The following is a 26,524-nucleotide window of genomic DNA, read 5'->3' on the forward strand; positions in this document are numbered from 1 at the left end:
ATTGCGTTTTATGGTCGGCGTTGTGGAGTATTTTTTTGATGCTATTTCGTCGTTTCAATATTTATTACGCCAGCCACAGAATCTGAATTGGCCGGCTCAGCGGTAATCGTCGGCGGACTCCAGCGAATACCGGGAGCATTGCAGAGTCACTGCAGTGCCTGAGATCACACGAAGTGTCAAACAAGCCGATCGTAAGCCGGCCCCTTTGCTCGTACCGCTGTTGTCCGATCGCAACACGGGAGCGGGCAGAGTGTGCTCCAGCAGCCTTCTGTGTACTCATACCCCAGCCTTTGCTGTCCTGCCGAAGCGCGTCATTCTCTCCCTTTTCAAACAATACCAAAAGCGTCTCAATCGATTATGACCACGCTTGATGGTCATAAATAAATGAGCGTATCAAACCTGTTTTTTTCAAGCGGATTCTTATCATCGTTTTCCTTATGAAGCGAAATACTACTCCTGTCAGCGTGGCTCGATAAAATTCGCTCGAAACGCGAGCTGGTGTTTCCATGCCAACGGGGTTTCAGAAGAAGTGATTTTATTCATGGACGAGACATTTACTGACAGGTTGCATATGAAAAAAAGAATCATCGCGCTTTCACTTTTGACATTGACCACAGGCGCATACGCACAGAGCAGCGTCACGCTGTATGGCCGCATCGACAACGGTGTGGTCTATCGTACCGGTCTGCCGGGCGGCAATCTGATCGGCGCGGAAAGCGGCGGCTGGGGCGAATCGTGGTGGGGGATGCAAGGTGCGGAAGACCTTGGCGGCGGCACCAAGGCGATCTTTCAACTGGAAAGCGGTATCGGCACAGATGCCGGCAATCAGCAGAACGGCGGTCTGTTTGGACGTCATGCGACGGTGGGCGTGACCAACGACACGTATGGTACGTTCAAGCTCGGTAACATCGGCGCGGGGGAAATCTCGCAGGATAGCTGGGACCTCGATCCGCAACTGATGCAGCAGTACGCGATCGCGACGCTGGTGCGCGGCCGTAACTGGGCTCAGGCCGGCAACGGCTTCGAGTACACCTCGGCGACGTTTGGCGGCCTGACCCTGAAGGGCCAGTACGAACTGACCAACGCGCCCGGCAACTGGAACGGCACCAATGGCGGGGGCGGTACCCAGCCCAGCAACCTGGGTAACCCGCAGGGGCGCGCTGACGGCGTCAAGGCAATGTACACCGGCGGCAGTATCGAACTGCTCGCGATCTACGACGAGATCCGAGACCAGAACGGCCAGTTCAGCGACGTTTATACGGCTTCGCGCTCGGCTATCGTCGGTGGTACGTACGTGTGGGGTCCGCTCAAAGCCTATGTTGGCTACCAGCATTTGAGCGCGCCGAATGCGACGTTCGCCAACCAGGCGAATGCAGTGACCGGCACGCTGCCCTCGGGCGTCACCGGTGCGCCGACAGCCGTCAACCATGAATGGGCCGGTCTTGCCTACACGGTCTCGCCGTTCCTCCAGGTGACGGGCGCCGTATTCCACGCCAATGCAAACAACGGCAACGGCAACGCGACGATGTACACGCTCGCCGGCACCTACAATCTGTCGAAGAGCACATTCCTGTACACCGAGCTTGCGTATATCACCAACAGCTCGACCTCGAACGTTGGGCTGGGTAACGGCTATTCGGATTACTACGGGCCGAACACCAACGAAGGTGGCACGAGCGACGCGCCGAATTACGGCAAGAGCCAGTTCGGCGCGATCGCCGGCATCATGCACCAGTTCTGAACGACTTGCCGCGCATGACGCGCGGCAAGTATCAAGATCTCCTTGTCGACCCTCTTCCGGTCCGGCACGACTGTCATGCCCTGCGGTCTGCCGGTTTTTTTATCTGGATGCTTCCATCACATTCAGGCGAGCCGAGTTGACTACAGCGAACGCTCGAGCGCCTGCCCGAGCAACGCCAGACCCAGATCGATCTCATCCTCGTGGACGGTCAACGGAGGAGCGATCCGAAAAACACCGCCCATCCCGGGCAACTGCACGATGTTCATGCTGAGCCCCAGCTTCATGCACTCACGGGTGATCTTTGAGCCAAGCCCATCCGCCGGTTCTTTCGTGAGACGGTTCTTGACGATCTCCATACCCAGAAGCAGCCCTCGTCCGCGAATGTCGCCGATGCAATCAAAGCGTTCCATCAGATCCAGAAGGCCGCGTTTGAGTCGCTCGCCCATCAGGTTCGCACGCGCAACCAGCCCCTCGCGTTCGACCACATCCAGCACCCGCAGACCGACGGCGGCGGGAAGCGGATCGGACACATGGGTCGTATAGAACAGGTAACCCAATTCATGGGCTCGCTCCTCGATCTGTGCCGAGGTCACGACGGCCGCGAGCGGTAGACCTGCGCCCAGCGTCTTCGACAGGGTGAGGATGTCGGGCGTAACGCCATCGCGTTGACAGGCGAACATGGTGCCCGTGCGCCCGACCCCGGTTTGCGCTTCATCGAGGATTAGCAGCATGCCGCGCTCTTCACATTTGCGTTTCAGTGCGGCCATGTAGCCTTCCGGCAGTTCGATGATTCCACCGGAACTGAGGATCGGCTCTGCAATGAACGCGGCGAGACTGCCACTGGACTGACGATCGATGAGATCGAACCCGTAGTCCAGTTCCGCCAGATAATCGTATTCACCATTGCGCTCGAAACGCGGCCGGTAACGGAACGGGGCAGGGATCGCGAAGGAGCCGACGGCTGCCGGACCGACGCCCTTGCGACCGGCGCTGTAGGTTGCGGATGCAGCGGCCCCCGTCATGCCGTGCCAGGACTGCGCAAAACCTACGATTTCATATTTGCCTGTGACCAGTTTCGCCATGCGAATCGCAGCCTCGTTCGACTCCGCGCCCGTACTGAGCAACAAGGCCCGGTCGAGTCCGTCAGGCGTGATGTTGGCCAGGCGGGTTGCCAGATCGACCACCGGTCGCGAAAGCATTCCGCTGAAGAGGTGGTCAAGCTTGCCGGCGTATTCGTTGATGACCGACACGATTTCCGGGTGGCTGTGCCCGAGCACTGCGCTCATCTGCCCGGAGGTGAAATCGAGGATCGCGCGGCCGTCCGCGTCATACACGAAGCTGCCCTGGGCGCGCTCAATGATCATCGGCTCGAAGGTGCCGCCGTAGCGGATCAGGTGCTGCCTGGCATTGCGCCAAAAAATTGCATCGTCGTTCCGGGACACCTTGCTTCTCCTGGGCTGGTAGCGGGAATAACTTGCAGTCTAGTTGGCTCTCTGCTTTCATAGAATCGAATAGTTCTTATGGAAGCTAGAAGCGAGCCTAATATCTTGAGTCTCTCACTCGAAATCGATCTGCTACGTTCGTTTATCGTCGTTGCGGAGGTCCGGGCGCTCAGTCGTGCGGCGAACCGGATCGGCCGGACCCAGTCCGCGCTGAGCCAGCAGATGAAGCGGCTCGAAGAAATCGTCGATCAACCGCTGTTCCAGCGCACGGGGCGAGGGGTCGTGCTGACCAATCCCGGCGAACGCCTGTTGATCCACGCCCAACGCATTCTGCGACTGCACGACGAAGCGATGGCCGATCTCTCCGGTAAAGGGCTGTCGGGGACGATCCGCTTCGGCTGTCCGGACGACTACGCCGCCGTTTTCCTCCCGCATTTGCTGCGTCAGTTTTCAAGCCAGCACCCGCAAGCGCTGGTGGAGGTGGTTTGCGTCCCCACCCCACGCTTGCTCGAACAACTTGAGATGCATGCGCTGGATCTTGCCATGATCTCGTTGCCGGACGATGCTGCGAACGACGACATCATTCGCCGCGAACCGCTGGTCTGGGTTGGCTATCCGGGACTCGATTCCGCGCACTTCGACCCGTTGCCGCTGGCGCTTTCCGATCCGGACACGCTTGACCACGTCGCGGCCTGCGAAGCGCTGCAACGCGCAGGCAGGGCCTACCGCATCGCCTATGCGAGCAGCAGCCTTGCCGGCCTTACGGCTCTGGTCCGTTCGGGACAGGCCGTTGCCGTCCTCACGCAGACCGCCGTTGCTCCGGATCTCCACATACTCAATGGCGATCCTGCGCTTCCGCCCTTGCCCACCATAGGCATCACCCTGAAGTTCGAGCGGAAGCGACCCTCCCATCTGACTGCGGCATTCGCGGAACACATCAGACTGACGTTGCCCTTGCTGTAATCGCGAGTTGATAAGAATCGGTATGGAACTGGTAACACGTGAAGTGAGAGCGCACGCTACTGTGGTTGTCTACGCATAGCGTCGTGCCTCCACATGTTCACAGGCCCGCCAGGGATCCAGGAAGTACGCGATGAATCAACTCTTGTGGGAAACCAGAGTCATTGTCTGATAGCAGGAAGTGGATCTATCAACTGCGCACTCCGCCCGGTGTGGTTGCGCTGTTGCTGCAAAGGTGCCTAAGACGCGCATCTATCGTCTGGATTGTGCGTGCACCACGCCTTGCTGCTATCGCAGCGGCGGTAGCCAGTCTTGCCTGTTCTCAAGCCCAGGCCCAGATCACAGGAGATGCCGCACAGCCGCAGTCGCTTGATGGCCCTTGGGGCCTGCGCTTTGCGCCGCAACTGGAAGAGCATCTATTGCGCGCCGGCGAGTCGGCGGCCGAATTCGGCATTGCCGATATGGTCTACGCTGTACAGGACACCGGAATCGCGCTCAAGGGCCATGGCGAACTCCGCGCGAGCACGACCCTCGTGAAGGGCGATGCCGTTTACTACGACGACGATACCGACGTGGCCGATGCGTACGGTAACGTGCATGTTGTCAGGAACGGCGATGTATTCGTCGGTCCCGAGGCGCATTTGAGGATCGATGCATCGGAGGGCTATATGACGACGCCGAAGTATCACTTCAACCTGACAGGTGGCTCGGGAAGTGCGCAGCGTATCGATATCATCGACAACGACCAGTCGGTCATCCATCACGGTACCTATACGGGATGCCAGTGTGTGGACGATCCGGCCTGGTACGTCAAAGCCTCGCGTTTCGATATCGACAATGGCACGAATACCGGTGTGGCGCGAAACGGCATCATCTTTTTCCAGGGCGTACCCATCTTCGCCAGCCCCTGGATCTCATTCCCGCTCAACGACGACCGCCGCAGCGGCCTGCTGCCGCCCACCTTCTCCGTGAGTTCGACGAATGGCGTAGATGTCGAGGTTCCGTATTACTTCAACCTGGCGCCAAACTACGACCTGACCCTTACGCCACGCATCATGTCTAAGCGCGGCGAAATGCTGTCGGAGAACTTTCGCTATCTTTCGCCGGATTACTCTGGAAGCCTAACTGCATCTTATCTGCCGAATGACGAGATAACGAAGACCAACCGTTATGCGATCAGCTTCGTCCACAACCAGAATCTCGGCAACGGATTTGCTGTCTACGCCAACTACAATCGTGTGTCGGATGCGAACGTAACAACCGACCTGGCGGAGGGCAGCGCAGTCCCCCTGACTTCGACAACGGAGTTCCAGCAGGAAGCGGGTTTGACGTATAACAGCGGACCGTGGTCGGTCGTGTTCCGGGATCAGCACTGGCAATCTTTCACGACCAGTCCCTCCTACAACCGCGAACCGGAAATCGACGTCAAGTACGCAAAATACAATGTCGCCGGCTTTGATTTCGGCGCCGAAGCCGATGCGACGCGTTTTACCATTTCAACCGCGGATGCCACGCAAGGCAGCCGCGTTGTGTTCGACCCGTATGTCAGCTACTCGATTGTGCATCCGGACTGGTTTTTTACGCCGAAGCTGCAATGGCACTTTGCTGCGTACGATCTGTCTTCGATTGGCAGCTCCGCGCCTGCCGGTCAACCCAAGACTTTCAGTTACAACGTGCCGACACTGAGTCTCGATTCCGGCATGGTGTTTGAGCGAAGCGTCAGTCTCTTCGGCAAGGACTATATTCAGACGCTGGAGCCGCGGCTCTACTACGTCTACACACCTTACCGTAACCAGACTTTTGCCCCGATCTTCGATACCGCCCAGGCGGATTTCGGCCTTGCAGAGATTTTCACCTCCAACACGTTTGTGGGCGGCGATCGTGTCGCCGATCTGAATCGCCTGACGAGCGGTCTGACGACGCGCTTTATCGATCCGTCGACGGGCGACGAGCGGGCACGCTTCACGATCGCGCAGCAATACTATTTCACCAATCCACGGGTGACGCTGGTGGAGGATGAATCCGAAACCGACTTGCGCGGCGCGGCCGTCACCGCCGGCGCTTCATTCAAGGTGGGGGGCGGTTTCTCGGCAGAGCAGTCGGTGCAATACGACGAAGAATACGACCGTGTTGACGATGCCACGGTAGGTTTTACGTGGAAGCCTGCGGACCATGAAATCGTCAACATGGGCTATCGCTACATTCGTAACAATACGACGATCGACGATGAGCCTGAAAATCAGATCATTCTATCGGCCCAGTGGCCTCTGACTCGCAACCTCTCCAGCGTTGGCCGAATCAACTACGACATGCTGACGCACCGGCTGATTGCGGGCTTGCTGGGCGTTCAGTATGACGCACAGTGCTGGTCGCTTAGCCTGGCAGTACAGAAGTACTCCGAAGAAGATGACAGTACGGGCGAGCCCAGCAGCGGCACGCGGGTGCTCCTGCAGTTGCAGCTCAAGGGATTCTCCAAGGTCGACAATGGCTTGCTTCAGCAGTTCCGGGCGAGCGTTCCTGGCTACACACCATTGCCGTCCTCGTCGCCACAGGATTCACGCCTTAGCGATTACGAGTAGGACGAGCGCAAAGGGCGCGTCATATCGATAGCGATGCACGGGTGCCGGCTAGTGCCGGCAACGCGGGGTCTAAGCATTGCCGGTGTATCCCGGCTGTTCATGCCATTGAGGGCGTCAGGCCGAGCGGATTTTCAATTTGCCACTGAGCTCATCGCAAACTGCATTGGCGGCGCTGCCGTCAATGCCGCATCCAGTTTAGACATGCTCTGCGGGGGCATGGAAAAAGCGACCCAGCCAAAGCCGGCGTGTCGCAGCAGAAGGACGACACCGTCAAAGAGAGGGCTTCGGTCGACGTGCCAGCATGGATCGACTTCAAGCGGGTAGGTCCTGGAGTGCTGCGGCTGCGGCGGGTGGGCCGGTAGCATTTGGCTCCGGTACTGGGCGAGTTGCGCAATGAGGTTGTCAATTTCGGCGGCATCGAGCAAAGCCGCATTGTTGCCGATGACAAAGCGGAGCGCGGCTGTTCCGGATCCTTGCAGCGGTTCGATCAACATACGTTGGTACATAGAGACACCTCTTGAATCTTCGAGAATTCAGCATAGTCCAGATTGCCAGGAAAAGTGTTTCGGTATGTTTACGCGTTATTAGAAATTCCAGAATTGCCATGCCTTCGGATGTGGCCCAAATTACTCATTTCGGATCACGAAAGGAAGGGTAAGTCCGTTGTGGTTCCTTGCCAACGCTTCACGAAAAGCGTTGTGAGCTAATGGCGACATCCGGTGGGTGTTAGGGCCAACCCGCCTTCCGGATACCCAAAGGCAACGTCTCGTGTGCGCTCAAACGGATCCTGATGTTCTCGCTGATCCGGTTACAGCGCACATCGCGTTATTCAAGCTTATCCTCGGAGAATCAGAAATGAAAAAGTCCGTCGTGACCCTGGCGCTGCTAGTGGCCGCCGTCAAGGTCGCTTACGCGCAGAACAGCATTACCCTGTACGGCGTGATCGACGAATCGATCCAGTACACGCATAACGCTACCTCGACCGGCAGCAATCAGGTTGGGCTCTATTCGGGCAACCTGTCGGGCAGTCGCTGGGGTTTGAAGGGCTCGGAAGATCTGGGTGATGGATTGAAGGCTATTTTCCAACTGGAAGACGGCTTCAACGTGAACAACGGCAAGATGGGAAGCTACAACGGCACTACGTCGGAATTCGGCCGTCAAGCCTACGTCGGCTTGCAGAGCGACCGCTACGGCACGTTTACGGCCGGCCGTCAGTACGATCCGCTCGTGGATCTGGTTCAGGGCATGACCGCAGACAACTACTTCGGCAGCACGTTCGCAACGGCAGGCGATGTAGACAACTATGACAATAGTTCGCGCACCAACAATGCGCTGAAATATGTCTCGCCGGTGTTCGGCGGCCTGCAGGTCGAAGGTCTGTACGCACTGGGCGGGGTGGCGGGTAAGACTGGCTCGGGTCAGACGTGGTCGTTGGCGGCGGCGTACAACAACGGTCCGCTCTCGGTGTCGGCAGGCTACTTCGTAGCAGACAACGCTAACAGCACCACCACACGAACCGGCTGGTCGTCGACGTCGGACGGCACGTTCGACGGTCCGGTGAACTCGGGCTACGACACGGCCAAGTCGATCAACATCGCACGCGTCGCGGCCCAGTATGTCGCCGGTCCATACACATTCGGCCTGAGCTACAGCAACTCGATGTATAAGGCCGACGCTCAGTCGAGCTTCCTGAACACGGAGAAATACAACTCCGGACAGGCCTTCCTGAATTATCAGGCGACGCCTGCGTTGCTGTTGGGCCTCGGCTACAGCTACACGAGGGCAAACGGCGACACGAGTGCGACGTATAACCAGATCTCGCTGGGCGCGGATTACAACCTGTCGAAGCGTACGGACGTGTACCTGGTCGGGGCATGGCAACACGCCAGCGGCGATCAGTTGAACAGTGACGGCACCGTGAGCAGCGCTGAGGCGTCCATTGGTTCATATGGTGTTGCAGGGACCAGTTCCCAGGAGATTGTCAGCTTTGGCATCCGTCATAAGTTCTAACAGGACAGACGGGTAATCAGCCTGAAAGCTGCGCAGAGCAACCGGTCGTCCGCGCGAGGCGGGCGACCGGAGTGAGCGATATCCCGGCGCACTAACCCAGAATGCATTGGCTCTGCGCCTGCCCAGCCATCAACAAAAGTGCCATTGAATCTGATTTTTGTGTAGGGACGCGCGACCCATCCTCCAATATTCTTAGCCTATCGAGACTATCGGTCCGGCGCTGGAACCTTTATCCAGCGGCCTGCGACGATTAATCCAAAGGAGAGGATGTTGACCAGAAAAGTCCCGCTCAAGATCGCAATCGCTGAGCATCCACACACGTCGGCTATCCGTAACGGTTCCATTCCTATCGAGGGCGTGGACGCCGAGTTCATTACCGTCCAGCCGCAGATCGGCGCGTTTCGCCGCATGGTTCGCGATGTCGAATTCGACGTCTGCGAACTGGCGCCGACTACCTACATCATTGCCCGTGCCTATGGCGCGCCGTTCGTCGGTTTGCCGGTCTTCGTCGTGCGTCGTTTCCACCACAGCGGCCTGCTGGTGCGTCCGGACGCAGGAATCAAGACTCCGAAGGATCTGGAAGGCAAGAAGGTCGGCGTGCGCGCGTACTCGGTCACGACCGGTGTCTGGACGCGCCAGGTGCTGATCGACGAATTCGGCCTCGATTCGTCGAAGGTGACCTGGGTGGTCGACGACGAAGAACACGTCACGCAACTCAAGCTGCCGTCAAACGTTATCCACGCACCGGCTGGGAGTTCGCTGGCGGAAATGATGGCCACGGGCGAGTTGTCCGCAGGCTTCGCCGCGGCAGCAGGGATTGGCCGCACCGGCGCGCCCACCGGGGGATGGAAGGAGGTTGAGGCCGACTATCCCGATCTGCTGCCCAACGCGACCGGGCTCGAAACCGAATACTACGCACGCACCGGCGTCTATCCGATGCACGGCACCATCGTCGTCAAGGACTCGGTGCTGGCTGAGCATCCGTGGATCGCGAAATCGATCTATGACGCCTTCGCCCAGGCAAAAAAGGAATGGCTCGCGCGCCTCGATGCTGGCGAGGCCACGAGCGCCAGCGACAGGAAGTATCTCGAACTGCGCAAGATCGTCGGACACGATCCGCTGCCGTACGGCCTGCAGGAAAACCTTAGGACGATCGAAACGCTGGAAGCGACCGCGTTCAGGCAAGGCCTGACGCCGCGCCGCATGTCGATCAACGAACTGTTCGTGGACCCGCTGGCCCGCTGAGAGGCCCGCAATTTTTCTTGCACGGGACTGGAGCAAGGCCTGACGTGCCTTGCTGCGGCCCGCTGGAGACAACATGATTATCGATTGCCACGGTCACTTCACGACCGTCCCCGCTTCCTTCCGCGCCTGGCGTGCCAGGCAGGTCGAGTTCGCGAACGATCCGGCCAACGCACCTTCGCCCGACGGCGCTCATGTGAGCGACGACGAAATCCGCGAAGCGATCGGCAACGGCCAGCTCAGGCTGCAAAAAGAACGCGGCAGCGACCTCACACTGTTCTCGCCGATCGCCGGCCTGATGAGCCACCATCTGGGCAACGAACGCACGAGCCTCGAGTGGGCCGAGGTGTCGAACGACCTCGTGTACCGCGTCACCGAACTCTATCCGGACAACTTCGCGCCGGTGTGCCAGTTGCCGCAATCGCCGGGTGTCGCGCCTGCCAACTCGATCCCGGAGCTGCGGCGCTGCGTCGAACAACTGGGTTTTGTGGGCTGCAACCTGAACCCCGATCCGAGCGGCGGCTACTGGACCGGCAAGCCGATGACCGATCGCGAGTGGTATCCACTTTACGAAGCGCTGGTCGATCTGGATGTGCCCGCGATGATCCACGTGGCCGCTTCGTGCAACCCGTGCTTCCACGGTACCGGCGCGCACTACCTGAACGCCGACACCTCGGTGTTCATGCAACTTCTGCAAGGCAACGTCTTCAGGGACTTCCCGACGCTGCGCCTTGTGATCCCACACGGCGGTGGTGCGGTTCCCTATCACTGGGGCCGTTATCGCGGCATGTCGCTCGAAATGTGCGACCGCCCGCTCGAAGGTCTGCTGGACAACATCTTCTTCGACTCCTGCGTGTATCACAAGCCGGGTGTCGAGCTGCTCACCAAAGTGATACCCGCCGACAACGTGCTGTTCGGTTCCGAAATGATCGGCGCAGTGCGCGGCAAGGATCCGGCAACGGGCCAGTATTTCGACGACACGAAGCGCTACATCGACGCCTGCACGGCGCTCACCGACGAAGACCGCTACAAGATATTCGAAGGCAATGCGCGGCGCGTGTATCCACGGCTCGATGCGCGCCTGAAAGCGCGCGGCAACTGAGGTCGGCGTCGGCCGTATGCAATGAAACAAGTATAGAGACAGGCACTGAGACACTCATGACTTCCCCAATTGTTGATATTCACCCGCACATCATTTCCGACGACGAGAACCGCTATCCGCCAGCGCCCCTGTTCGGCAAGCGTTCGGACTGGTCGAAGGAACGTCCGACCACGGTCGAGACGCTGATCGGGTCGATGGACGCCGCGGGCGTGGCCAGGGCCGCTGTGGTGCATTCGTCGACCACCTACGGCTTCGACAACAGCTACGTGGTGGACGGTTGCGCGAAGTATGCGGACCGCCTGGTCGCAGTCGGTTCGGTCGACGTGCTCCAGCCGGACGCGCCGCAGCGTATCCGCGAATGGGTGGTGCGGGGCCTCGCCGGTCTGCGTCTGTTCACGGGCGGCAGCACGAAAGAATTCGACCCGAGCGAACTCGACGATCCGCGGTCGTTCCCGGCGTGGGAACTGTGTGGCGAACTCGGCCTGCCGATGTGCATCCAGACGGGCCCGATCGGACTGCCGCAAGTCACAGCGCTCGCGAAACGCTTCCCGACGGTAGCGATCATCCTCGATCATCTGGGCCGCCCCGAGGTTGCCGATGGCGCGCCGTATGTCGCGGCGCAAAGCCTGTTCGATCTTGCCCCGTTCGGGAACATCTATCTGAAGCTGACGCCGCGCATCTTCGGCGACGTGAAGAAGGAGAAGGCGAGCGCCGGGACGTTCTTCCCGCGTGTGGTGGAAGCCTTCGGTGCGCAACGGATGGCATGGGGGTCGAACTATCCCACCTCGCCGGGCACGCTCGCAGAGATTCTCGCCACCGCTCAGGCAGGGCTGGCATGCCTGAGCGACGAAGACCGCGCGTGGGTCTTCGGCAAGACCGCGCAGCAACTGTATCCTGGCCTCGCCTGAGGTTGCGTCGCATGCGTGCCGGCCACCCAAGGCGCCAAGGGTTCCCACAGGTGACCGGCGTGCGGAATCCAATCAAACTAAAGAGAAACGAGCAGATGGAGACAGGCAAACCTGCACGACCCGGGACCGTGAGCCGTTGGGCCATACTCGCGCTCCTTGCGATCGGTGTGTTGATTTCATTTGTCGATCGCACCAGCATTTCTTCCACGCTGGCGGACGCAGGCTTCATTCAGCATTTTGCGCTCACGAACGTCGATCGCGGCTGGATCAACTCGGCATTCTTCTGGTCGTATGGTCTGTTCCAGGTGCCGATGGGCTGGGTGGCCGACCGCTACGGCGTGAAATGGCCCTACGCGATCAGTTTCGCACTGTGGTGCATCGCCACTGCGTTGATGGGGGCGGTGACGGCGCTCGCGAGCCTGGTCGTCTTGCGCCTGATCATCGGCATGGCCGAAGCCATCGTGATTCCCGCGAGCTATCGCTGGATTCGCAACAACTTCGGCGAAAGCCAGAACGGTCTTGCCGTAGGCATTCTGGCAATGGGCAACAAGTTCGGTCCCGCACTCGGTGCGCCGGTCGCCGCCTGGTTCCTCGTCAATTATTCCTGGCAAGTCATGTTTGTTGCGACCGGCCTGGTCGGACTGATCTGGCTGGCGCCGTGGTTTCTGCTGGTCCGCGATGATCTGCCGTCGAGGGCAGAACTCACGGTGGCGAATCGCAGCGCGCGAACGGTAAGCTTCGGCAGCATCTTGTCGAGCCCGGTGGTCTGGGGCGGAATGATCACCAACTTTTGCTACGGCTATTTCACCTTCTATTGCATGACCTGGATGCCGGCCTATCTGGTCGAGCAACGCAACCTGTCGATTTCGCGCTCTGGGCTCTACACCTTTTTCAGCTTCGCCGGGATCGCGATCGTCGCGGCTCTCGCGGGATGGGCAGCGGACCGGATCATCGCTCGCGGAGGCAATCCCATTCTGGTACGCAAGGTCTTCACCATTGCGGGTTTCGTGGGCGGCTGCACCGTTCTGCTTGGCGCCTATGCCCACTCGCTGCAGATGGCCCTGTTCTGGAATGTGCTCTCGCTCTCGCTGCTCGGCCTCACCACCGCGAACAACCTGGTTTTGTCCCGCCTGACCTTGATCCCCAAACAGGCAATCGGCCTGGTCACGGGCGTGCAGCAGGTTGCCACCAGTCTTGCGGGCGGTGTCGCGGCAAGCCTTTCGGGCTGGCTTCTCCACGTCGGCGGAAGCTATGACTTGCCGATGATGGTGATCCTGGTTTTCCTGCTGATCGGTGCGCTGGCCACGGCAACCATGTTCCGTCCCGAATGGGCGCCCAAGGTGACCGAAACGCATGGTTCGCTGCGGCGAGCCTAGAAATCACAGCATGGCCGCAATAGCAGAAATAGCCAGCTTCGTTAAACACATCAATTTACTGAGAAATCCTAAATGGCGAAGATTGTATTCGGGATGGCGGTGCCGCACAGCGGCATGCTTGGTCAGGCACCGGAAGACTGGCTCAAGAACGGGGAGCGGGATCGCAACAATCCGGAGTTGTGGTACCGCAATCGGACGTGGACTTACCCCGAACTGGAAGCGCACCGCGGAGCCGCTTTCGAGAAATTCCTGACGCTCGGGGAGCGCACTGCCCGTGCCGCGCGCTGCCGCACTGCGCTTGACGCGATGGCTGCCGCTTACCGCGAAGCAAACATCGACGTCGCGATCATTCTGGGCAAGGACCAGAAGGAGATCTTCACCGATTTCTCGCCTTCGATCGCCATCTACAGCGGTGCAGAAGTGCACAACGGTCCGCCGCAGCGCGCGGTTTATGCTCCTGATCATCACGTCACGCACCAGTGTCATCCGCGATTGGCCACGTATCTGATCGAGCACTTCCAGGGTGAAGGCTTCGATTTGACCGACCTCTTTGCCTGGCCCGACAACGTCTGGATGAAGCCACTCCCCGAGTATCCGGTGGTGCCGCATGCCTATAGCTTCGTCTATCACCAGATCATGGGTGATAACCCGCCGCCGCATGTGCCGATCATCATGAATTGTTTCTATCCGCCGACGCAGCCGTCGATGTCGCGCTGCATTGAATTTGGCCGGGTGCTGCGCGATGCCGTTACTGCGTGGCCGGAGGACGTGAGGATTGGCATTTTCGCCTCGGGTGGCCTGTCCCACTTTGTCAACGACGAGGAATTCGACCACAGCATCATGAAGATGCTGGCCGACTACGACTACGACGGCCTGGCCGCGGTGGACAACCGCTCATATCAGTCGGGCACCTCGGAAATCAAACTCTACGTCAGCGTGATGAAAGCGGTGCAGGAAACGGGTGCCGAGATGACGCTGGTGGACTACGTCCCTTGCTGGCGCACGCCTGCCGGCACCGGCGAGGGCATGGGATTCATGTACTGGAAAGCAACCGAGTGATCCGGCTTCACGGACTCGTCAATGAGAGAGAAAGACCATGAGCGACACCCGCCTCAACAGCATCATTCGCGCGTTCGAATCGGGCAAGCCCGCCTTCGCCGCGTTTTCCAAGCTGGACAAGCAGAATGCCATCGAGATGAGCGACGCGCCGTATGACGGGCTCATCTTCGAGATGGAACACAACCCGTACGATGTGACGGCACTGGGCGACGCGCTGCAATACATGCTGAATCGCAAGCAGATCGCCGAGTCCGGTTCGGTGGCGCCCCGTGTCACGCCGATTGCCCGCATCCCGGCCAACGGTGCGGAGATGAACCAGTCGTTTGCGAAACAGGTGCTCGATCGCGGCGCCTATGGCGTGATCTGGCCGCACGTGTCGACGGTGGAGCAGGCGTATAACGCCGTCGCATCGTGCCGCTATGCCCGTCCCAAGGATGCACCGCTGTATGAACCCAAGGGTATCCGTGGCGATGGGCCCGCCAACGCGGCACGCTACTGGGGTTTGAGCATGGCCGACTATTACAGGAAGGCGGATGTCTGGCCGTTGGCCCCGGAGGGGGAAATTCTGGTCGGGCTGATGTGCGAAAGCACCGAGGCGATCGAAAATCTCGATGACATTCTGGCGAATGTGCCCGGTATCGGCTTCATCCTGATTGGCGAGGGCGATCTCAGCCAGCAACTGGGCCATCCGCGCGATTACGAGCATCCGGTTGTGGTCGACGCCATGCGTCAGATCGTCGAGACCTGCCACAAGCACAACGTGGTGGTTGGCAATCCGCATGTCAACGCCAAGAATCATAAGCGTCTGCTCGAAGAGGGCTATCGCTTCCTGATCTCGGCTCCGCTGAAGAGCTACGGTGTGGTCGGCATGGCGCGCGAGATGGCGGGGTATTAAATGAACGGAGCCGAAAGCCTGGTTCAGACACTCACCGATCAGGGGGTGGACATCTGTTTCGCGAACCCGGGCACCTCGGAGATGCACTTTCTGAAGGCGCTCGAGAATCCGCGCATGCGCAGCGTCCTGTGTCTTTTTGAGGGCGTGTGTACAGGCGCTGCGGACGGCTATTACCGGATGAAGGAGACGCCTGCATCCACGCTGCTTCACCTCGGGCCTGGACTCGCGAATGGGTTGGCCAATATCCACAATGCCAGACGGGCATCGTCGGGTATGGTCAACATCGTGGGCGAGCATTCGGCGGCGCACCTGAAATACGATCCACCGCTGACCTCCGATATCGAAGGTCTCGCGCGGCCCCTGAGTCACTGGGTGCGGCGCGTCGAGTCGCCGCGTGCGGTGGCCTGGGACGCTGCGGCTGCGGTAAGCAAGGCAGGCGAACATCCGGGGCAAATTGCGACGCTCATCCTGCCTGGCGATACCTCTTGGCAGGATGCGGGCGAGCAAGTCGCGCTGCCGCGCGCGGTTGCCACGGCGAAAATTCCAGACGCCGCGCGCATCGAGCACATTGCGCAGGTGCTGCGTTCGGGCGAGCCAACGCTGATCGTGCTGGCCGGCCGCTCGACACGCGGCCGTGCAATCGAGCTGGCGGGCAAGCTCAAGGCGGCGACCGGCTGTCGCATTGCGACGCAATTCTTCAGTTCGCGGATCGAACGCGGGGCAGGGCGGGTGACGCTCGAACGCATTCCCTACGCAGTCGGACTGGCCGTCGAGTATCTGAAAGGCTTCAAGCACATCATCACGGTGGAGACGACCGAACCGATCGCGTTCTTCAGTTATCCGGACAAACCGAGCTTGCTCAAGTCGCCCGGCACCAGTGTTCATTCGTTGGTTGAAATTGGCGAGGACGGTGCTGCCGGTCTCGGCATGCTGGTTGAGGCGCTCGGCGCGACGAACACGGCGGCCGTGCTCCAGCAACGTTCGGACGCGCTGTCGCCGACCGGCGCACTCACCCCGGCCACGATTGCGCAGGCGCTGGCCGCCGCGTTGCCCGAAAACTGCATTCTCGTTGACGAATCGCTGACCACCGGCCGCGAGACGATGGGATTGACCGTAGGCGCTGCACCGCATGACCTGATCAACAACATGGGCGGTTCGATCGGCTATGGAACTCCGGTTGCTACCGGCGCAGCGCTTGCCTGCCCTGACCGGCGGGTGTTCTGCATGGTCGGTGACGGCAGCGCGATGTACACGATCCAGTCGCTGTGGACCCAGGCACGCGAGAGCCTGAACATCACGACGATCATCTTTGCCAACAACAGCTACGCGATCCTCAAGGCCGAGTACGCCAACATGGGCGCCGGTGCGCCTGGCGCGCGCGCGTTGGCCATGATCGACATCGATCGTCCGCGGATCGACTGGCTGGCCATGGCGAAAAGCATGGGTGTTCCAGCCGTCGCCGTCGACACAGCCGAGGCTCTCCACAAAGCCATGGCCGATTCGGTGAACGAGCCGGGACCCTGCCTTATCGAGGTCAGACTGTAAATCTATTCAAGCGTAAGGAGAGACATCAATGACAACGACGCTAAACGGGGTGCCCGCCGGGGTTCTCACTGAGGTTCCCACATTACGCACCAATCTGGCAGATTACCCGGTGACAAAGGCGATGAAGGACGGGCGCGTGAGCTCGGAGATCGTCAAGCTCGACTATTGCGGCCCCACGCCGGCACACAACGGCTTCAAGGCGATGGTGCGCGAAAACAAGTTCGATGCGGGCGAACTCGCGATCGTGACGTTCCTGCAGGCCAAGGCCTATGGCAAGCCCTACGTGCTGTTGCCGACACCGATCTCGGGGCGCTTCCAGCATCATTGCGCGGGCTACAACATCGACTTCGGCCATCTGGACCCGAAGGACATCGAAGGCAAGAAAGTTGGCGTTCGCACCTATACGCAAACCACGGCGCTGTGGATCCGCGGCATCCTGCGTCACGAATACGGTGTCGATCTCGACAAGGTGACCTGGATGACGCTCGGTGACGGGCATCTCGCCGAGTATCGCGATCCGAATAACTGCCAGCGCCTGCCCGTCGGCTCGTCGATCCCGCAGATGATGCTCGACGGTGAGCTGAGTGCTGCGTTGCTTGGTGAAGACATGCCGAAAGACCCGCGGGTGCGCACGCTCGTTCCCGATGCGCAGGCCGCAGCCAAAGACTGGTTTGCGCGCGAAGGCGTGGTGCCGATCAACCATATGTTCGTCGTGCACGCGGACATTTCAAAGCAGCGCCCCGATATCGTTCGCGAGCTGTACCGGATGATCGTCGAGAGCCGTGCGCTGACCGAAGGTGGCGTGCCCGCTATCTTTCCGCCGATCGGGCTGGAGCAGAACCGCAAAGGAATCCAGTTGGCGATCGACTGGGCACTCGATCAGAAGATCATTCCGCATCGTCTGTCGGTCGACGAACTGTTCGATGACGTTACGGGTAGTCTCGGCTGAATGACAGCGGAAAAACCGACGAGGCCCGGTAAGGAGCGGTAAGAAGCAGAAGCACCATGCGTTGCCGAAAGTGGCGGCGCAGAAGCGGTTGAGCGGTTTCAAACCGCCCGCCTACGCATAATTAATGGAGGCATTTAGCTGTGTATCTAACTACGTCTTTGAAGAAGCTCCTGGCTTGCGTGGCCATTGGGGGCGCCTGGATTCTCATTCCAGCCGGAGCGGGTGCAGTCACGAAAGGCACCTTGTTGCTCGACCGCGTCGGCCCCGTGACATCCGAGCTGTATGTATCCAATGCAGACGGAACTGATGAACACCGGTTGATTCCGACCGATGGTTTCGACTATCACGCTTCGTTCTCGAAAGATGGACAGTGGATCGTCTTCACCTCCGAACGTGACGGCCTCGGGCAGTCGAACCTCTATCGCGTCAAGGTGGATGGCACGGACCTGCAGCGGCTCACCGATCACATTGGCGTGTCCGATGCCGCCGTCTTTTCGCCGGCGAACCCGGACATCATCGCCTTCGTCTCATCACGCAGGGATACGAAGGACTTCGGCACGACGAACATCTGGACACTGAACATTGCGACTGGCGCGCTGAAAAACGTCACAGGTTCGCTGAAGTTCGATCCGACCAGGCCCCATGGCTACTTCAGACCTTCGTGGTCCCCCGACGGCAAGTGGCTGGCACTTTCTTCCGACACGGGCTCCGATTGGCGCGGCCACAATCTGCCGGGTGGCTGGGAGCGCACGCAGGAAAGCAGCATCTATATCATCAGGCCCGATGGTTCCGGCTGGAAGAAAATTGCCGGCAATCCCGGCTTTGATGAAGGTTCGCCTTCGTGGTCGCCGGACGGCAAGCGCGTGGTGTTCTATGAAACGCCCGTGGAGTCGACCTGGGGCGCACACCGTCCGGAGCTGATCAACAAGGTCAGCTCGCAACTGGTGTCGGTGGATGTGTCCACGCTGGACCGGACGAGCTTGACGTCGAGCCCAGGCTTCAAGGTGTTCCCGCAATATCTGGGCGATACCAATGTTGCCTATCACGTCAAAGGCGGAGACACCGAAGGGATCTATACCACGGCCGGCACTTTCCGCTCGACGACCAACACGGGGATTCGCTCGCCTCGCTATTCGGCGGACGGCGGCAAGATGGTCTACGAAAAAATAACGATGCGTCCAGCGCATGCAAATGGAACGCCGCTATTTAGCTTCGACCCGAACTGGAACTACCGGTACATTGACGTGTTCCCGCAACTGTCGCTGGATCGCCAGAAACTGGTGTACACGGAGAAGGCAATCAACTCTTCCATTGCCATCATGAACCCCGATTTTTCTGGCTACACGCGGATTTACGATCCGGCTAACAGTGGCCTGGACCCGGACATGATCAAGAAGGGTCTGGCCGGTGCATTCCAGCCCACATGGTCGCCGGATCGCGAGTGGGTGGCGTTCGGTGTGGGTGACTGGTTCTTTACGCGCGGCGCCGGTCCCGGCCGGATCATGCGTATCAGGACCGACGGTAGCATGAATGGCCACCCGGAAGTCCTGACCGATGGTTCCATGAATGCCGGCTTTCCGAGTTACGCGCCGGACGGGAAGAAAATCGTCTATCGCGTGTGGAGCACCAAGGTACAAGGTTTGCGTATTCTCGACCTCGATACGCACGAGACGACTGTGTTGACCGCCGAGCCGGACAATCTGCCGGACTGGTCGCCGGATGGCAGCAAAATCGTGTTCACCCGCAAGGAGATCAACCCGAGCGATCCCAACAAGTTCCACTACGACGTGTACACGATCAAACCGGACGGCACGGGTCTGACTCGTCTGACTACGCCTGGGGCGAACCAGGGGCATGCCGTTTGGACCTGGGATGGCCGGATCGCATACAGTTCGGGTGTCTATGGCTTCAGGGATGAACTCGCGCTGTACGACAACAGTTTTCAACCCGACGGCCAGAACTGGGTGATGAATGCTGACGGGACCGATCAGCATCCGATCACGGATACTTTGTGGGAAGAGGCGATGCCGTTGTACATTCCCAACCCGTAATCGGGTTACCGCGTTGGTGTAACAAGGGCGCTGGGCGAAAGCACAGCGCCCTTGTTCATTGTTGCCGCCAATCGAAAAAATACCGAGGGCCGTGCCTTTTTGAGTTTCCGCGAAGTTATTGGCTAGGTAGCGATAAGTGGCCGGGATCACAATGGCTTCGGCCACGCCGATGAACAGACGCATGACAATCAGGGCCGAAAGCTTCGTGACCATGTCTGTGGCAGCCGCCGCCACGCACCGCAGCGCGAAACAGATCGAGTAAGACCATTTCACGCCGTAGCGATCGACCAGTCACCCCATGGGAATCTGAAAGAGACCGTATGACCAGAACACGGCTGAGTTGAGCCAACCGCGCTCAACGTTCGTCAGCGCAAATTCTCAGACGAAACTCTGGCTCGCCAGTGCGGAAGACAGGCTCGTACGGTCAGCAAACGAAATCAGCAGCCCGAAGCAGCCCGAGCGCGAGAAGTACGAGAATGTTCCAGGGATTCTCAGCCGCTGATCGTTGCAATTGGTTTGTCTCCATTCGCGTAAACGACAATTGGCGACCCGCATGACGGGTCGCCAACGATCGCGTTCAGGAGGGCCGCTGATTAGAAATGGAACTCGGCTATCAACATCGGTGCGGACGTTATCGTGCCGACCGTTTCCCTAGTCGGCGAGCCGTACATGTGATGCCAGTACTCGTAACCCACCCCCGCATACGCCACGCGCGGGTGGCCGACAAACGAGCCTAGATCGGCCAGCAGAGAGGCGCGAGCAAGAAATTCCGTCTCGGTCTCGACACCGAAACCGTCTCTGCCTTTAGGCCCGGTGATGCTGGCGAAGCCCTTGAAGACCAGCGGCACCGGTCCGACTCTGAATGGAAACAGCCATGAGCTTTCGACGTGCCATGCGGGATTGAAGTGCACGTCCACGCCTGTAATGCCGTTGTGGTTGCTCTCGGTGCGAACCCCGGCGGTGACGTTCCAGAAGCCGCGCGGCACGGAAAACTCGATGGTCGGACCGAACACCAGCATGCGGGCGCGCTCGCCATAGGCATCGTTCTTGACGCCGAACTCGTAGCCGCCGGTAAAACCAAAGTCACGGATGAAACCGATCCCCACCGGTCGGCCGAGAATCTTGTTGGCGCTCAGTTCGACACGGCCGATGCTATACACCTCCTGAGCACCACCGTTGGACGGGCCGCCCGCTTCCGGATTCGCCGAGTTGGACACGAGGTAATCGACGTTGAATGCGTAGCTACCGTATTTGAATCCGCCGATTGTGGAGAGGTAACCGATGTTCTGGGCGACCTTCTTGGCGATGCCTGGGTAGTGAAAATCATTGCTATAGCGGTAACCGACAAAAGTGTCGTTCCAGGACACAGGTGGCGCGCCGGGTACCTCCGCCGATTTCAAGTCCGGAGCGCTCAGAGGCGCGGCGCCGTTCGTCTTGGGCGGTGAGGTCTGCTGAACTTGCGGCGGAGCGGAATCGCCTGGCGCGCTGAGCACCTCCTCGGCGTGGCCGATCTCAGTCAAACAACAGAACACGGCCATGCCGATAAGCGGCGTTCGTACAGCTAACGAAATGTTTCTCATTGTCTCCGTCCATGTGGATCGATGTTGATATATGAGGTGTGGTCGTTTCCCGACTCTCGATTCGGCCGCAGCGTCGGAAACTGGCTGAGCAATCCAACGCAGAACGTTCTGTCGCGGTGATGAGGAATAGTATTTGATGGCCAGGCGCATGCCTTTACACAAAAAATAGATTCGCTTGTATTTTTTGCTGCAGCAGCTTTGGCGCCCAACGAGAGGTAGGCGGACCTCAGATCATGTTGCAGACGAAGGAGCGTCTGCTGCGGATCGCTGCCGAAATTGGGCTGTGCGGTGAGCTCGATGCGGTGGCCCGAACCAGTCGTGCGCGTTCAGACGCCTGCGCTGTCGATCAGGTCCGAACGGGCCCAGCGAACCAGCATGAGAAAAGGTGAGGTAAGGATCGCTTCTGTTCACGACCTTGGTGGAGGGCGCCCACGTTCAAATCTTCTGCGCTCGCCTGCGGATCAAAAAGTGCCAGTGAATCGAGTTTTTGTGCAGGGACGCGCGATCGAGCATGGAATATGGTTATGCGATGACCGAACAGGGCAGGAGGAAGATTGCCCGGCAGGTGGGTTTGAGTGACGAAGACTGACCCTCCGTGGCGGCGACTCTTTGATGCTGACGACCCGGGCGCCGCGGGACAGGCGTCGTCGTTCGGGTAAATCGCAGGTTACGCCCCGCGGAAATGCATGGAAAATATGGCCAGTTTCCGCGACTCTATGAAAGAGATGGGCTTACGATGGCGCGAGCTGGTTACAAACACCTTATCGCCGCCGGCACTGACGACCTCCCGGCCGCCATGATTGTGATCGGTGCGAACCATCGTGGCGCCACGCAACTGTTGCCCCCGCTCGACACGAGCTCTGCGACGCGCGCGTTTCCAGGCCGGGCGCTGCAACTTCCACCCGCGCTCCACGGCGATCGCAGCAACCACTCCGATCCGCATCGACACCCATTACATATGGCCCACGCGCAACCCGCGCCAGAAATCTTCTGAGCAGGGCCGGAATTTCAAAGTCGGCCGCTGCGAAATCGATTCGGCCGCCAAGGAGACTTTATGACACACAGTGTCGTGGCAAGGCATCAATCCAGATCCGTCCCCAACGCGAAGTCAATTTCCGTCCCGAAGGTCCGGTTGTACGTCGAGCGTCCTGAAGAAAAAGAAAAGTGGTTTGTGCATGTCGGGCATGTCACCGACCGGGGGCGCTGGCGAACCGAGCCTCACGCGCATCCCGAGTACGGCCAGGTGATCTTCGTTCGCAGTGGACGTGGTGTCATGAACCTCGAAGGTAGCAGCGTGCCATTCGAGGGCCCTTGTGCCTTGCTGTTGCCGACCGAATGCGTTCACGGTCTCGACTACGAGCTCGACGTAGACAGATGGGTAGTGACGATCGAGGTCGCTTACCTGACCCAGGTGAACGCCAGACTTCATGAATTCATCGAGCTCTGGACCTTACCCCGGGTGATTCCACTCTCTGATTCTGCCGAGGCGGGCATCGAGTTCTGCCGTTTGATCAAAGGCCTGAAGCAGGAGATCGAGTCCGACGCAGTCGGCCGGGTAGTCGGCACAGAAGCACTGCTGACGAGTCTTCTACTGATGCTGGTTCGCGAAGCGCGTTTGGACCAGACCGGCAACGAAGGCGCGACACGCAACGATATCCGGCAGGTAGACCGGTTCCGTAAGTTGATTGATGAACACTTCCGGGAGAATTTGCCGCTGCAAGACTATGCGTCAATGATGGCCGTGTCTCTGGTACAACTGCGGGCAGCCTGCGCTTCCGCCACTGAGCAAAGCCCTACAAAAATGATTCATGCGCGCATTATCACGGAGGCGAAGCGCAACCTCATTTTCGGCGACATGTCGGTGGAGCAGATCGCATTCGGACTTGGCTTTGCGGACGCCGCGTACTTTACGCGTTTCTTCCGTAGAGAAGTCGGTCAAGCGCCAAGCCAGTTTCGCGTCGCTGCCCGGCAACAGTCCCATCGTAATGCCGGGGCGCAGTGACCAGGTCGATGCCCTGCTGATTGGACGGCGAGTCGGCGCTGTACCTGGCCGCATCGAAAAGTGCCGATGGATCGTGGTTTTGTGCAGGGACGCGTGGTGGTGAATCGAGTAGGCTTGGCCGGGCTGTTTGTTCCTCCCACATTATCTAGCCTCCAGGCTTCTCGACTATGACGCAGTCCCTCGGGATAAACAGGTTCACGCGATGTACCGCGATGACGGCGCTCATCGTACTGACGTGGTTGGCAGCAATGTACAGCACGTCTAACAGCGCCGCGACGCTGCCGGAAAATACACAGACGGAACTCGTTTATGTCGGCACGCAGAAGAGTCAGATTCAAGCGCTGCGCTTCGATGCGTCCACCGGCAAGCTGACGATGATCGGCATGGTAGCGCAGGGGCCGAAGTCCACATGGGTCGCAGCGCATCCTCAGTTGCCGATGCTCTATGCGGTCGATGACGACAACACGAGAGAGGGAAGCGTCACCGCATATGCGGTGGATCGCGGAACCGGCGCACTCACCAAAGTGAATACGGTTGCCACCGGAGGCAGCGGAACCACCTATCTGTGGCTGGACCTGCCCTCGATGACCTTACTCGCCGCGAATTACGGCAGTGGCTCCGTATCGAGCATCGCGGTCAATCACGACGCAAGCCTGGGCTCACTCGTGTCCACGATCAAGGAGACCGGCTCCGGACCGAACCGGCGGCAGGCGAGCGCGCATGCACACAGCGCCACGGTCGATCCATCGGGGCGATACGCACTCGTTCCTGATCTGGGTGCTGACCGCGTGTTTGTTTATGGTTTTGACCGGACGACCCATGCGCTGTCGCCGGATGACGGGAACAGTCCGCGGTCCTTCATTGCCGAGCCGGGGAGTGGCCCTCGCCATATCGCTTTCGGTTCGAATGGTCAGTTCGTGTATCTGCTGAGCGAACTGAGTGCGGAGATCACCGTCCTGCGCTGGGATGCATCGCGCGGGCGTCTGACGCTGGTGCAATCGTTGCCGATAACCAGCCAGGAATTTCAAGGTGTGAAGAGCGGAGCCGATCTTGCACTCAGTCGTGACGGACGGTTTATGTATGTCGAAAACCGCGGGGAAAATGCACTGGTCGTCTATCGCGTCAGTCCTGATTCGGGAGAGCTTGCGCTGGTTCAGCGCATCTCCTCAGGCGGTGAGAGGCCGTGGGGATTTGCCATCGATCCGTCGGGGAAATGGTTGCTGGCCGCCAACCAGCAGAGCGGCAGCGTCAATGTGTTCAGCATCGACCCCGCGTCCGGCATGGTTGCAGACACAGGGCAATCGGTTGAGATACCCGCTCCTGTCAGTGTCGCCTTTGTGAGGTGAGGGACCGTTCGGGCCGTCTCATCTAACCTCGACTGAAACAAAACTGCGCGCGTGATTCCGCTGGATCAGCACGGCCACCTGTCTCCCGGCCTTTGCTTCCAGCGCGCTCACGTCCGCCTGCGTTTCGACCAGCGTGTCATTGAGCGACAGGACGATATCCCCGGGCTGGATGCCGGCGTTTGCCGCCGGACCCGCAACGCTGTCCACCATCAGACCGACAGCGAGGTCGCTGGCGCGCCGCTCGTCGTCATTCAGCGGATGCAAGCTCAAGCCCAGGCGATCTCCTGCGCTACCCGCGTTGCCTGCAACTGGCCGCGCCTTGGCGCTTTCGCTGGCAATTTCCGTGGACGCGCCGAGCGTGACTGGAACCGTCATCGGCCTGTGATTGCGGATCAGCCTGAGCGTGGTTTTCGTCCCAGGCGGCAGACTCGCAGCGTCCTCGCCGAGTTCGGCCGACCGATCAATCGTCTTGTCGCCGATCCGGACGATCACGTCTCCCGGCTTGACGCCGCTCGCGGCAGCCGAGGTGCCGGGCACGACGGAATTGACCAGCGCGCCTGCCGGCCTCGGCAGGCCGAAGGCCACGGCGAGGCCGGGGCCGACGTCCTGTACTTCCACGCCGAGGCCGCCGGGGGAGGGCGGCGTTTGCGCGGCGAGCGCCTGCGAACGTACCTTGGCCGCCGTGTTGATCGGGATGGCAAAAGCCAGGCTGGGTGACCTGTCCAAGGCCGCGTAAATCTGCACGTCGATGCCGACTACCTCGCCGGCACGGTTGAACAGGGGGCCGCCTGAATTGTTCGGATCGGCGGCGAGATCGGTTTGAAAGAACGGAAAACTGCTGCCGTCCTGGAGCGTGCGAGACGTGGCGCTGACAATGCCGGCGGCAACCGTGTTCTCGAAGCTGTCGGGCGAACCGATTGCGAGGACCGGCTCGCCGACGCGCACGCGTGACGAGTCGCCAAGCTTGACGGTCGGCAGCTTCGTGGCATCGATCTGGATGACCGCGACGTCGCTCGGAATGTCGACGGCCACCACCTTCGCCTTGAATTCGCGGCGATCGGTCAACCTGACCGTCACTTCGTCAGCTTGATCCACCACATGAGCGGTGGTCAGGATCAGGCCGTCGGGGCTCACGATAAAACCGGAGCCCATACCTGTGATGGCGCGGGCCGAACTGCCCTGAGACGGCTGTGATTGCGGCTCGATGTGCTTGACGAAGGCGAGCAGGGGATCGTCGGTATCGATTTCAGTGGGGGTGGCTATCGACGCTTGCTGCTCAGGTGCACTCGTGCCGGGCGCCGTCGTGCCGGGCGCCGTCGCGCTGATGTGCACCACAGCGGGCCCGTATCGCTCCACGATGGTAGGGAAGTCGATCGATGCTGAAGCGCCGGCCGGCGAGCCCCGATTTTCCTTGGCAGGGGGCGCAGCCAGGGCCGCGGCGTTTGCCTTCGGCTGCAGGCCTGGATAGCTGGAAAGAACAGCCGCGATCAGCGCAGCGTAGAGCAACGTGCGGGCACGAGTCTGGCGAAGCACAGTACACCTCCATGGCGGTCGAAATGCCAAGGGTGGGCTTGTAATGTGGGCCGATCGACAGACAAACGCACTCCGCACACCGAATACTCTGGTGCGAAAAATGCGCGGCCCTCCCCTACACTGATTTATAGAAGAGGGGCAGGAAAAATGCAGGGAGTGCTAATCCTGGGGTGCCGATGCGACGGGCATAGCGAGGCGCTGAGT

Annotated in this window: 19 protein-coding genes and 1 pseudogene; 15 read left to right on the forward strand and 5 right to left on the reverse strand. The window is 59.9% G+C overall.

The genetic code is table 11. From position 1 onward, the window contains the following. Nucleotides 1–571 precede the first annotated feature (571 nt). On the forward strand, nucleotides 572–1,741 hold the full coding sequence (locus AC1ECK_RS16305) for a porin (RefSeq protein ID WP_480320874.1): 1,170 nt from the start codon (nucleotides 572–574) through the stop codon (nucleotides 1,739–1,741). A gap of 140 nt (nucleotides 1,742–1,881) precedes the next feature. On the opposite strand, the gene AC1ECK_RS16310 is transcribed toward AC1ECK_RS16305, so the two are convergent. After that, nucleotides 1,882–3,183 carry an aspartate aminotransferase family protein gene (locus AC1ECK_RS16310; protein ID WP_480320876.1) on the reverse strand — a complete coding sequence of 434 codons (1,302 nt, stop codon included), beginning with the start codon at nucleotides 3,181–3,183 and terminating at the stop codon, nucleotides 1,882–1,884. A 78-nt stretch (nucleotides 3,184–3,261) separates the two neighbouring features. On the opposite strand from AC1ECK_RS16310, the gene AC1ECK_RS16315 reads away from it, so the two are divergent. Continuing rightward, a complete protein-coding gene (locus AC1ECK_RS16315; RefSeq protein ID WP_480320878.1) occupies nucleotides 3,262–4,146 on the forward strand; it encodes a LysR family transcriptional regulator in 885 nt (294 codons plus the stop codon). Nucleotides 4,147–4,355: 209 nt separating this feature from the next. Continuing rightward, on the forward strand, nucleotides 4,356–6,722 hold the full coding sequence (locus AC1ECK_RS16320; protein WP_480320880.1) for an LPS-assembly protein LptD: 2,367 nt from the start codon (nucleotides 4,356–4,358) through the stop codon (nucleotides 6,720–6,722). A gap of 131 nt (nucleotides 6,723–6,853) precedes the next feature. Here AC1ECK_RS16320 and AC1ECK_RS16325 read toward each other — a convergent pair whose 3' ends face one another. Beyond that, complete coding sequence (locus tag AC1ECK_RS16325) at nucleotides 6,854–7,228, reverse strand: hypothetical protein (RefSeq protein ID WP_480320882.1); 375 nt, start codon at nucleotides 7,226–7,228, stop codon at nucleotides 6,854–6,856. A gap of 349 nt (nucleotides 7,229–7,577) precedes the next feature. Between AC1ECK_RS16325 and AC1ECK_RS16330 the strand changes: the two genes are divergently transcribed. From AC1ECK_RS16330 to AC1ECK_RS16375, 10 genes are all read left to right on the forward strand, one after another. Further along, the gene (locus AC1ECK_RS16330) at nucleotides 7,578–8,732 is read left to right on the forward strand and encodes a porin (protein WP_480320884.1); all 1,155 of its coding nucleotides are present in this window, start codon (nucleotides 7,578–7,580) and stop codon (nucleotides 8,730–8,732) included. Between the two features lie 267 nt (nucleotides 8,733–8,999). Then, a complete protein-coding gene (locus AC1ECK_RS16335; RefSeq protein WP_480320886.1) occupies nucleotides 9,000–9,977 on the forward strand; it encodes an ABC transporter substrate-binding protein in 978 nt (325 codons plus the stop codon). Between the two features lie 73 nt (nucleotides 9,978–10,050). Further along, the gene (locus AC1ECK_RS16340) at nucleotides 10,051–11,076 is read left to right on the forward strand and encodes an amidohydrolase family protein (RefSeq protein WP_480320888.1); all 1,026 of its coding nucleotides are present in this window, start codon (nucleotides 10,051–10,053) and stop codon (nucleotides 11,074–11,076) included. A gap of 56 nt (nucleotides 11,077–11,132) precedes the next feature. Continuing rightward, on the forward strand, nucleotides 11,133–11,984 hold the full coding sequence (locus tag AC1ECK_RS16345) for an amidohydrolase family protein (protein WP_480320890.1): 852 nt from the start codon (nucleotides 11,133–11,135) through the stop codon (nucleotides 11,982–11,984). 95 nt (nucleotides 11,985–12,079) lie between these two features. Beyond that, nucleotides 12,080–13,360, forward strand: coding sequence for an MFS transporter (locus AC1ECK_RS16350; protein WP_480320892.1), 1,281 nt, complete (start codon nucleotides 12,080–12,082; stop codon nucleotides 13,358–13,360). Nucleotides 13,361–13,432: 72 nt separating this feature from the next. Next, nucleotides 13,433–14,419: a DODA-type extradiol aromatic ring-opening family dioxygenase gene (locus AC1ECK_RS16355; protein ID WP_480320894.1), complete on the forward strand. Its 987-nt coding sequence runs from the start codon at nucleotides 13,433–13,435 to the stop codon at nucleotides 14,417–14,419. A gap of 37 nt (nucleotides 14,420–14,456) precedes the next feature. Next, nucleotides 14,457–15,314: an HpcH/HpaI aldolase family protein gene (locus tag AC1ECK_RS16360; protein WP_480320896.1), complete on the forward strand. Its 858-nt coding sequence runs from the start codon at nucleotides 14,457–14,459 to the stop codon at nucleotides 15,312–15,314. Continuing rightward, the gene (locus AC1ECK_RS16365) at nucleotides 15,315–16,859 is read left to right on the forward strand and encodes an acetolactate synthase large subunit (protein WP_480320898.1); all 1,545 of its coding nucleotides are present in this window, start codon (nucleotides 15,315–15,317) and stop codon (nucleotides 16,857–16,859) included. Between the two features lie 28 nt (nucleotides 16,860–16,887). After that, nucleotides 16,888–17,808, forward strand: a complete 921-nt coding sequence (locus tag AC1ECK_RS16370; protein WP_480320900.1) for a phosphate ABC transporter substrate-binding protein — start codon at nucleotides 16,888–16,890, stop codon at nucleotides 17,806–17,808. Between the two features lie 317 nt (nucleotides 17,809–18,125). Continuing rightward, nucleotides 18,126–19,859, forward strand: a complete 1,734-nt coding sequence (locus AC1ECK_RS16375; protein WP_480320902.1) for a hypothetical protein — start codon at nucleotides 18,126–18,128, stop codon at nucleotides 19,857–19,859. 120 nt (nucleotides 19,860–19,979) lie between these two features. Here the strand turns inward: AC1ECK_RS16375 and AC1ECK_RS16380 are convergent. Together AC1ECK_RS16380 and AC1ECK_RS16385 are read right to left on the reverse strand one after the other, a co-directional pair. Continuing rightward, nucleotides 19,980–20,132: pseudogene (locus AC1ECK_RS16380) on the reverse strand (MFS transporter); the annotation flags it as partial. A 320-nt stretch (nucleotides 20,133–20,452) separates the two neighbouring features. Beyond that, entirely contained in the window at nucleotides 20,453–21,226 is a 774-nt protein-coding gene (locus tag AC1ECK_RS16385) for a hypothetical protein (RefSeq protein ID WP_480320904.1), read from the reverse strand. A gap of 1,267 nt (nucleotides 21,227–22,493) precedes the next feature. Here AC1ECK_RS16385 and AC1ECK_RS16390 point away from each other — a divergent pair. Further along, nucleotides 22,494–23,441, forward strand: a complete 948-nt coding sequence (locus tag AC1ECK_RS16390) for a helix-turn-helix domain-containing protein (RefSeq protein WP_480320906.1) — start codon at nucleotides 22,494–22,496, stop codon at nucleotides 23,439–23,441. Nucleotides 23,442–23,653: 212 nt separating this feature from the next. Continuing rightward, nucleotides 23,654–24,787 (forward strand): lactonase family protein, encoded by a 1,134-nt coding sequence (locus tag AC1ECK_RS16395; RefSeq protein WP_480320908.1) that lies wholly within the window; start codon nucleotides 23,654–23,656, stop codon nucleotides 24,785–24,787. A gap of 18 nt (nucleotides 24,788–24,805) precedes the next feature. On the opposite strand, the gene AC1ECK_RS16400 is transcribed toward AC1ECK_RS16395, so the two are convergent. Then, nucleotides 24,806–26,320, reverse strand: coding sequence for a trypsin-like peptidase domain-containing protein (locus AC1ECK_RS16400; RefSeq protein ID WP_480320910.1), 1,515 nt, complete (start codon nucleotides 26,318–26,320; stop codon nucleotides 24,806–24,808). Nucleotides 26,321–26,524: the final 204 nt, after the last annotated feature.

It is taken from the genome of Paraburkholderia sp. SSBN10T (genome assembly GCF_056619545.1).

Excerpts from the sequence above, each read along its gene's own strand:
- AC1ECK_RS16305 (WP_480320874.1), top strand. The coding sequence starts at position 572 with ATGAAAAAAAGAATCATCGCGCTTTCACTTTTGACATTGACCACAGGC.
- AC1ECK_RS16315 (WP_480320878.1), top strand. The coding sequence starts at position 3,262 with ATGGAAGCTAGAAGCGAGCCTAATATCTTGAGTCTCTCACTCGAAATC.
- AC1ECK_RS16325 (WP_480320882.1), bottom strand. The coding sequence starts at position 7,228 with ATGTACCAACGTATGTTGATCGAACCGCTGCAAGGATCCGGAACAGCC.
- AC1ECK_RS16330 (WP_480320884.1), top strand. The coding sequence starts at position 7,578 with ATGAAAAAGTCCGTCGTGACCCTGGCGCTGCTAGTGGCCGCCGTCAAG.
- AC1ECK_RS16335 (WP_480320886.1), top strand. The coding sequence starts at position 9,000 with ATGTTGACCAGAAAAGTCCCGCTCAAGATCGCAATCGCTGAGCATCCA.
- AC1ECK_RS16340 (WP_480320888.1), top strand. The coding sequence starts at position 10,051 with ATGATTATCGATTGCCACGGTCACTTCACGACCGTCCCCGCTTCCTTC.
- AC1ECK_RS16345 (WP_480320890.1), top strand. The coding sequence starts at position 11,133 with ATGACTTCCCCAATTGTTGATATTCACCCGCACATCATTTCCGACGAC.
- AC1ECK_RS16350 (WP_480320892.1), top strand. The coding sequence starts at position 12,080 with ATGGAGACAGGCAAACCTGCACGACCCGGGACCGTGAGCCGTTGGGCC.
- AC1ECK_RS16355 (WP_480320894.1), top strand. The coding sequence starts at position 13,433 with ATGGCGAAGATTGTATTCGGGATGGCGGTGCCGCACAGCGGCATGCTT.
- AC1ECK_RS16360 (WP_480320896.1), top strand. The coding sequence starts at position 14,457 with ATGAGCGACACCCGCCTCAACAGCATCATTCGCGCGTTCGAATCGGGC.
- AC1ECK_RS16365 (WP_480320898.1), top strand. The coding sequence starts at position 15,315 with ATGAACGGAGCCGAAAGCCTGGTTCAGACACTCACCGATCAGGGGGTG.
- AC1ECK_RS16370 (WP_480320900.1), top strand. The coding sequence starts at position 16,888 with ATGACAACGACGCTAAACGGGGTGCCCGCCGGGGTTCTCACTGAGGTT.
- AC1ECK_RS16390 (WP_480320906.1), top strand. The coding sequence starts at position 22,494 with ATGACACACAGTGTCGTGGCAAGGCATCAATCCAGATCCGTCCCCAAC.
- AC1ECK_RS16395 (WP_480320908.1), top strand. The coding sequence starts at position 23,654 with ATGACGGCGCTCATCGTACTGACGTGGTTGGCAGCAATGTACAGCACG.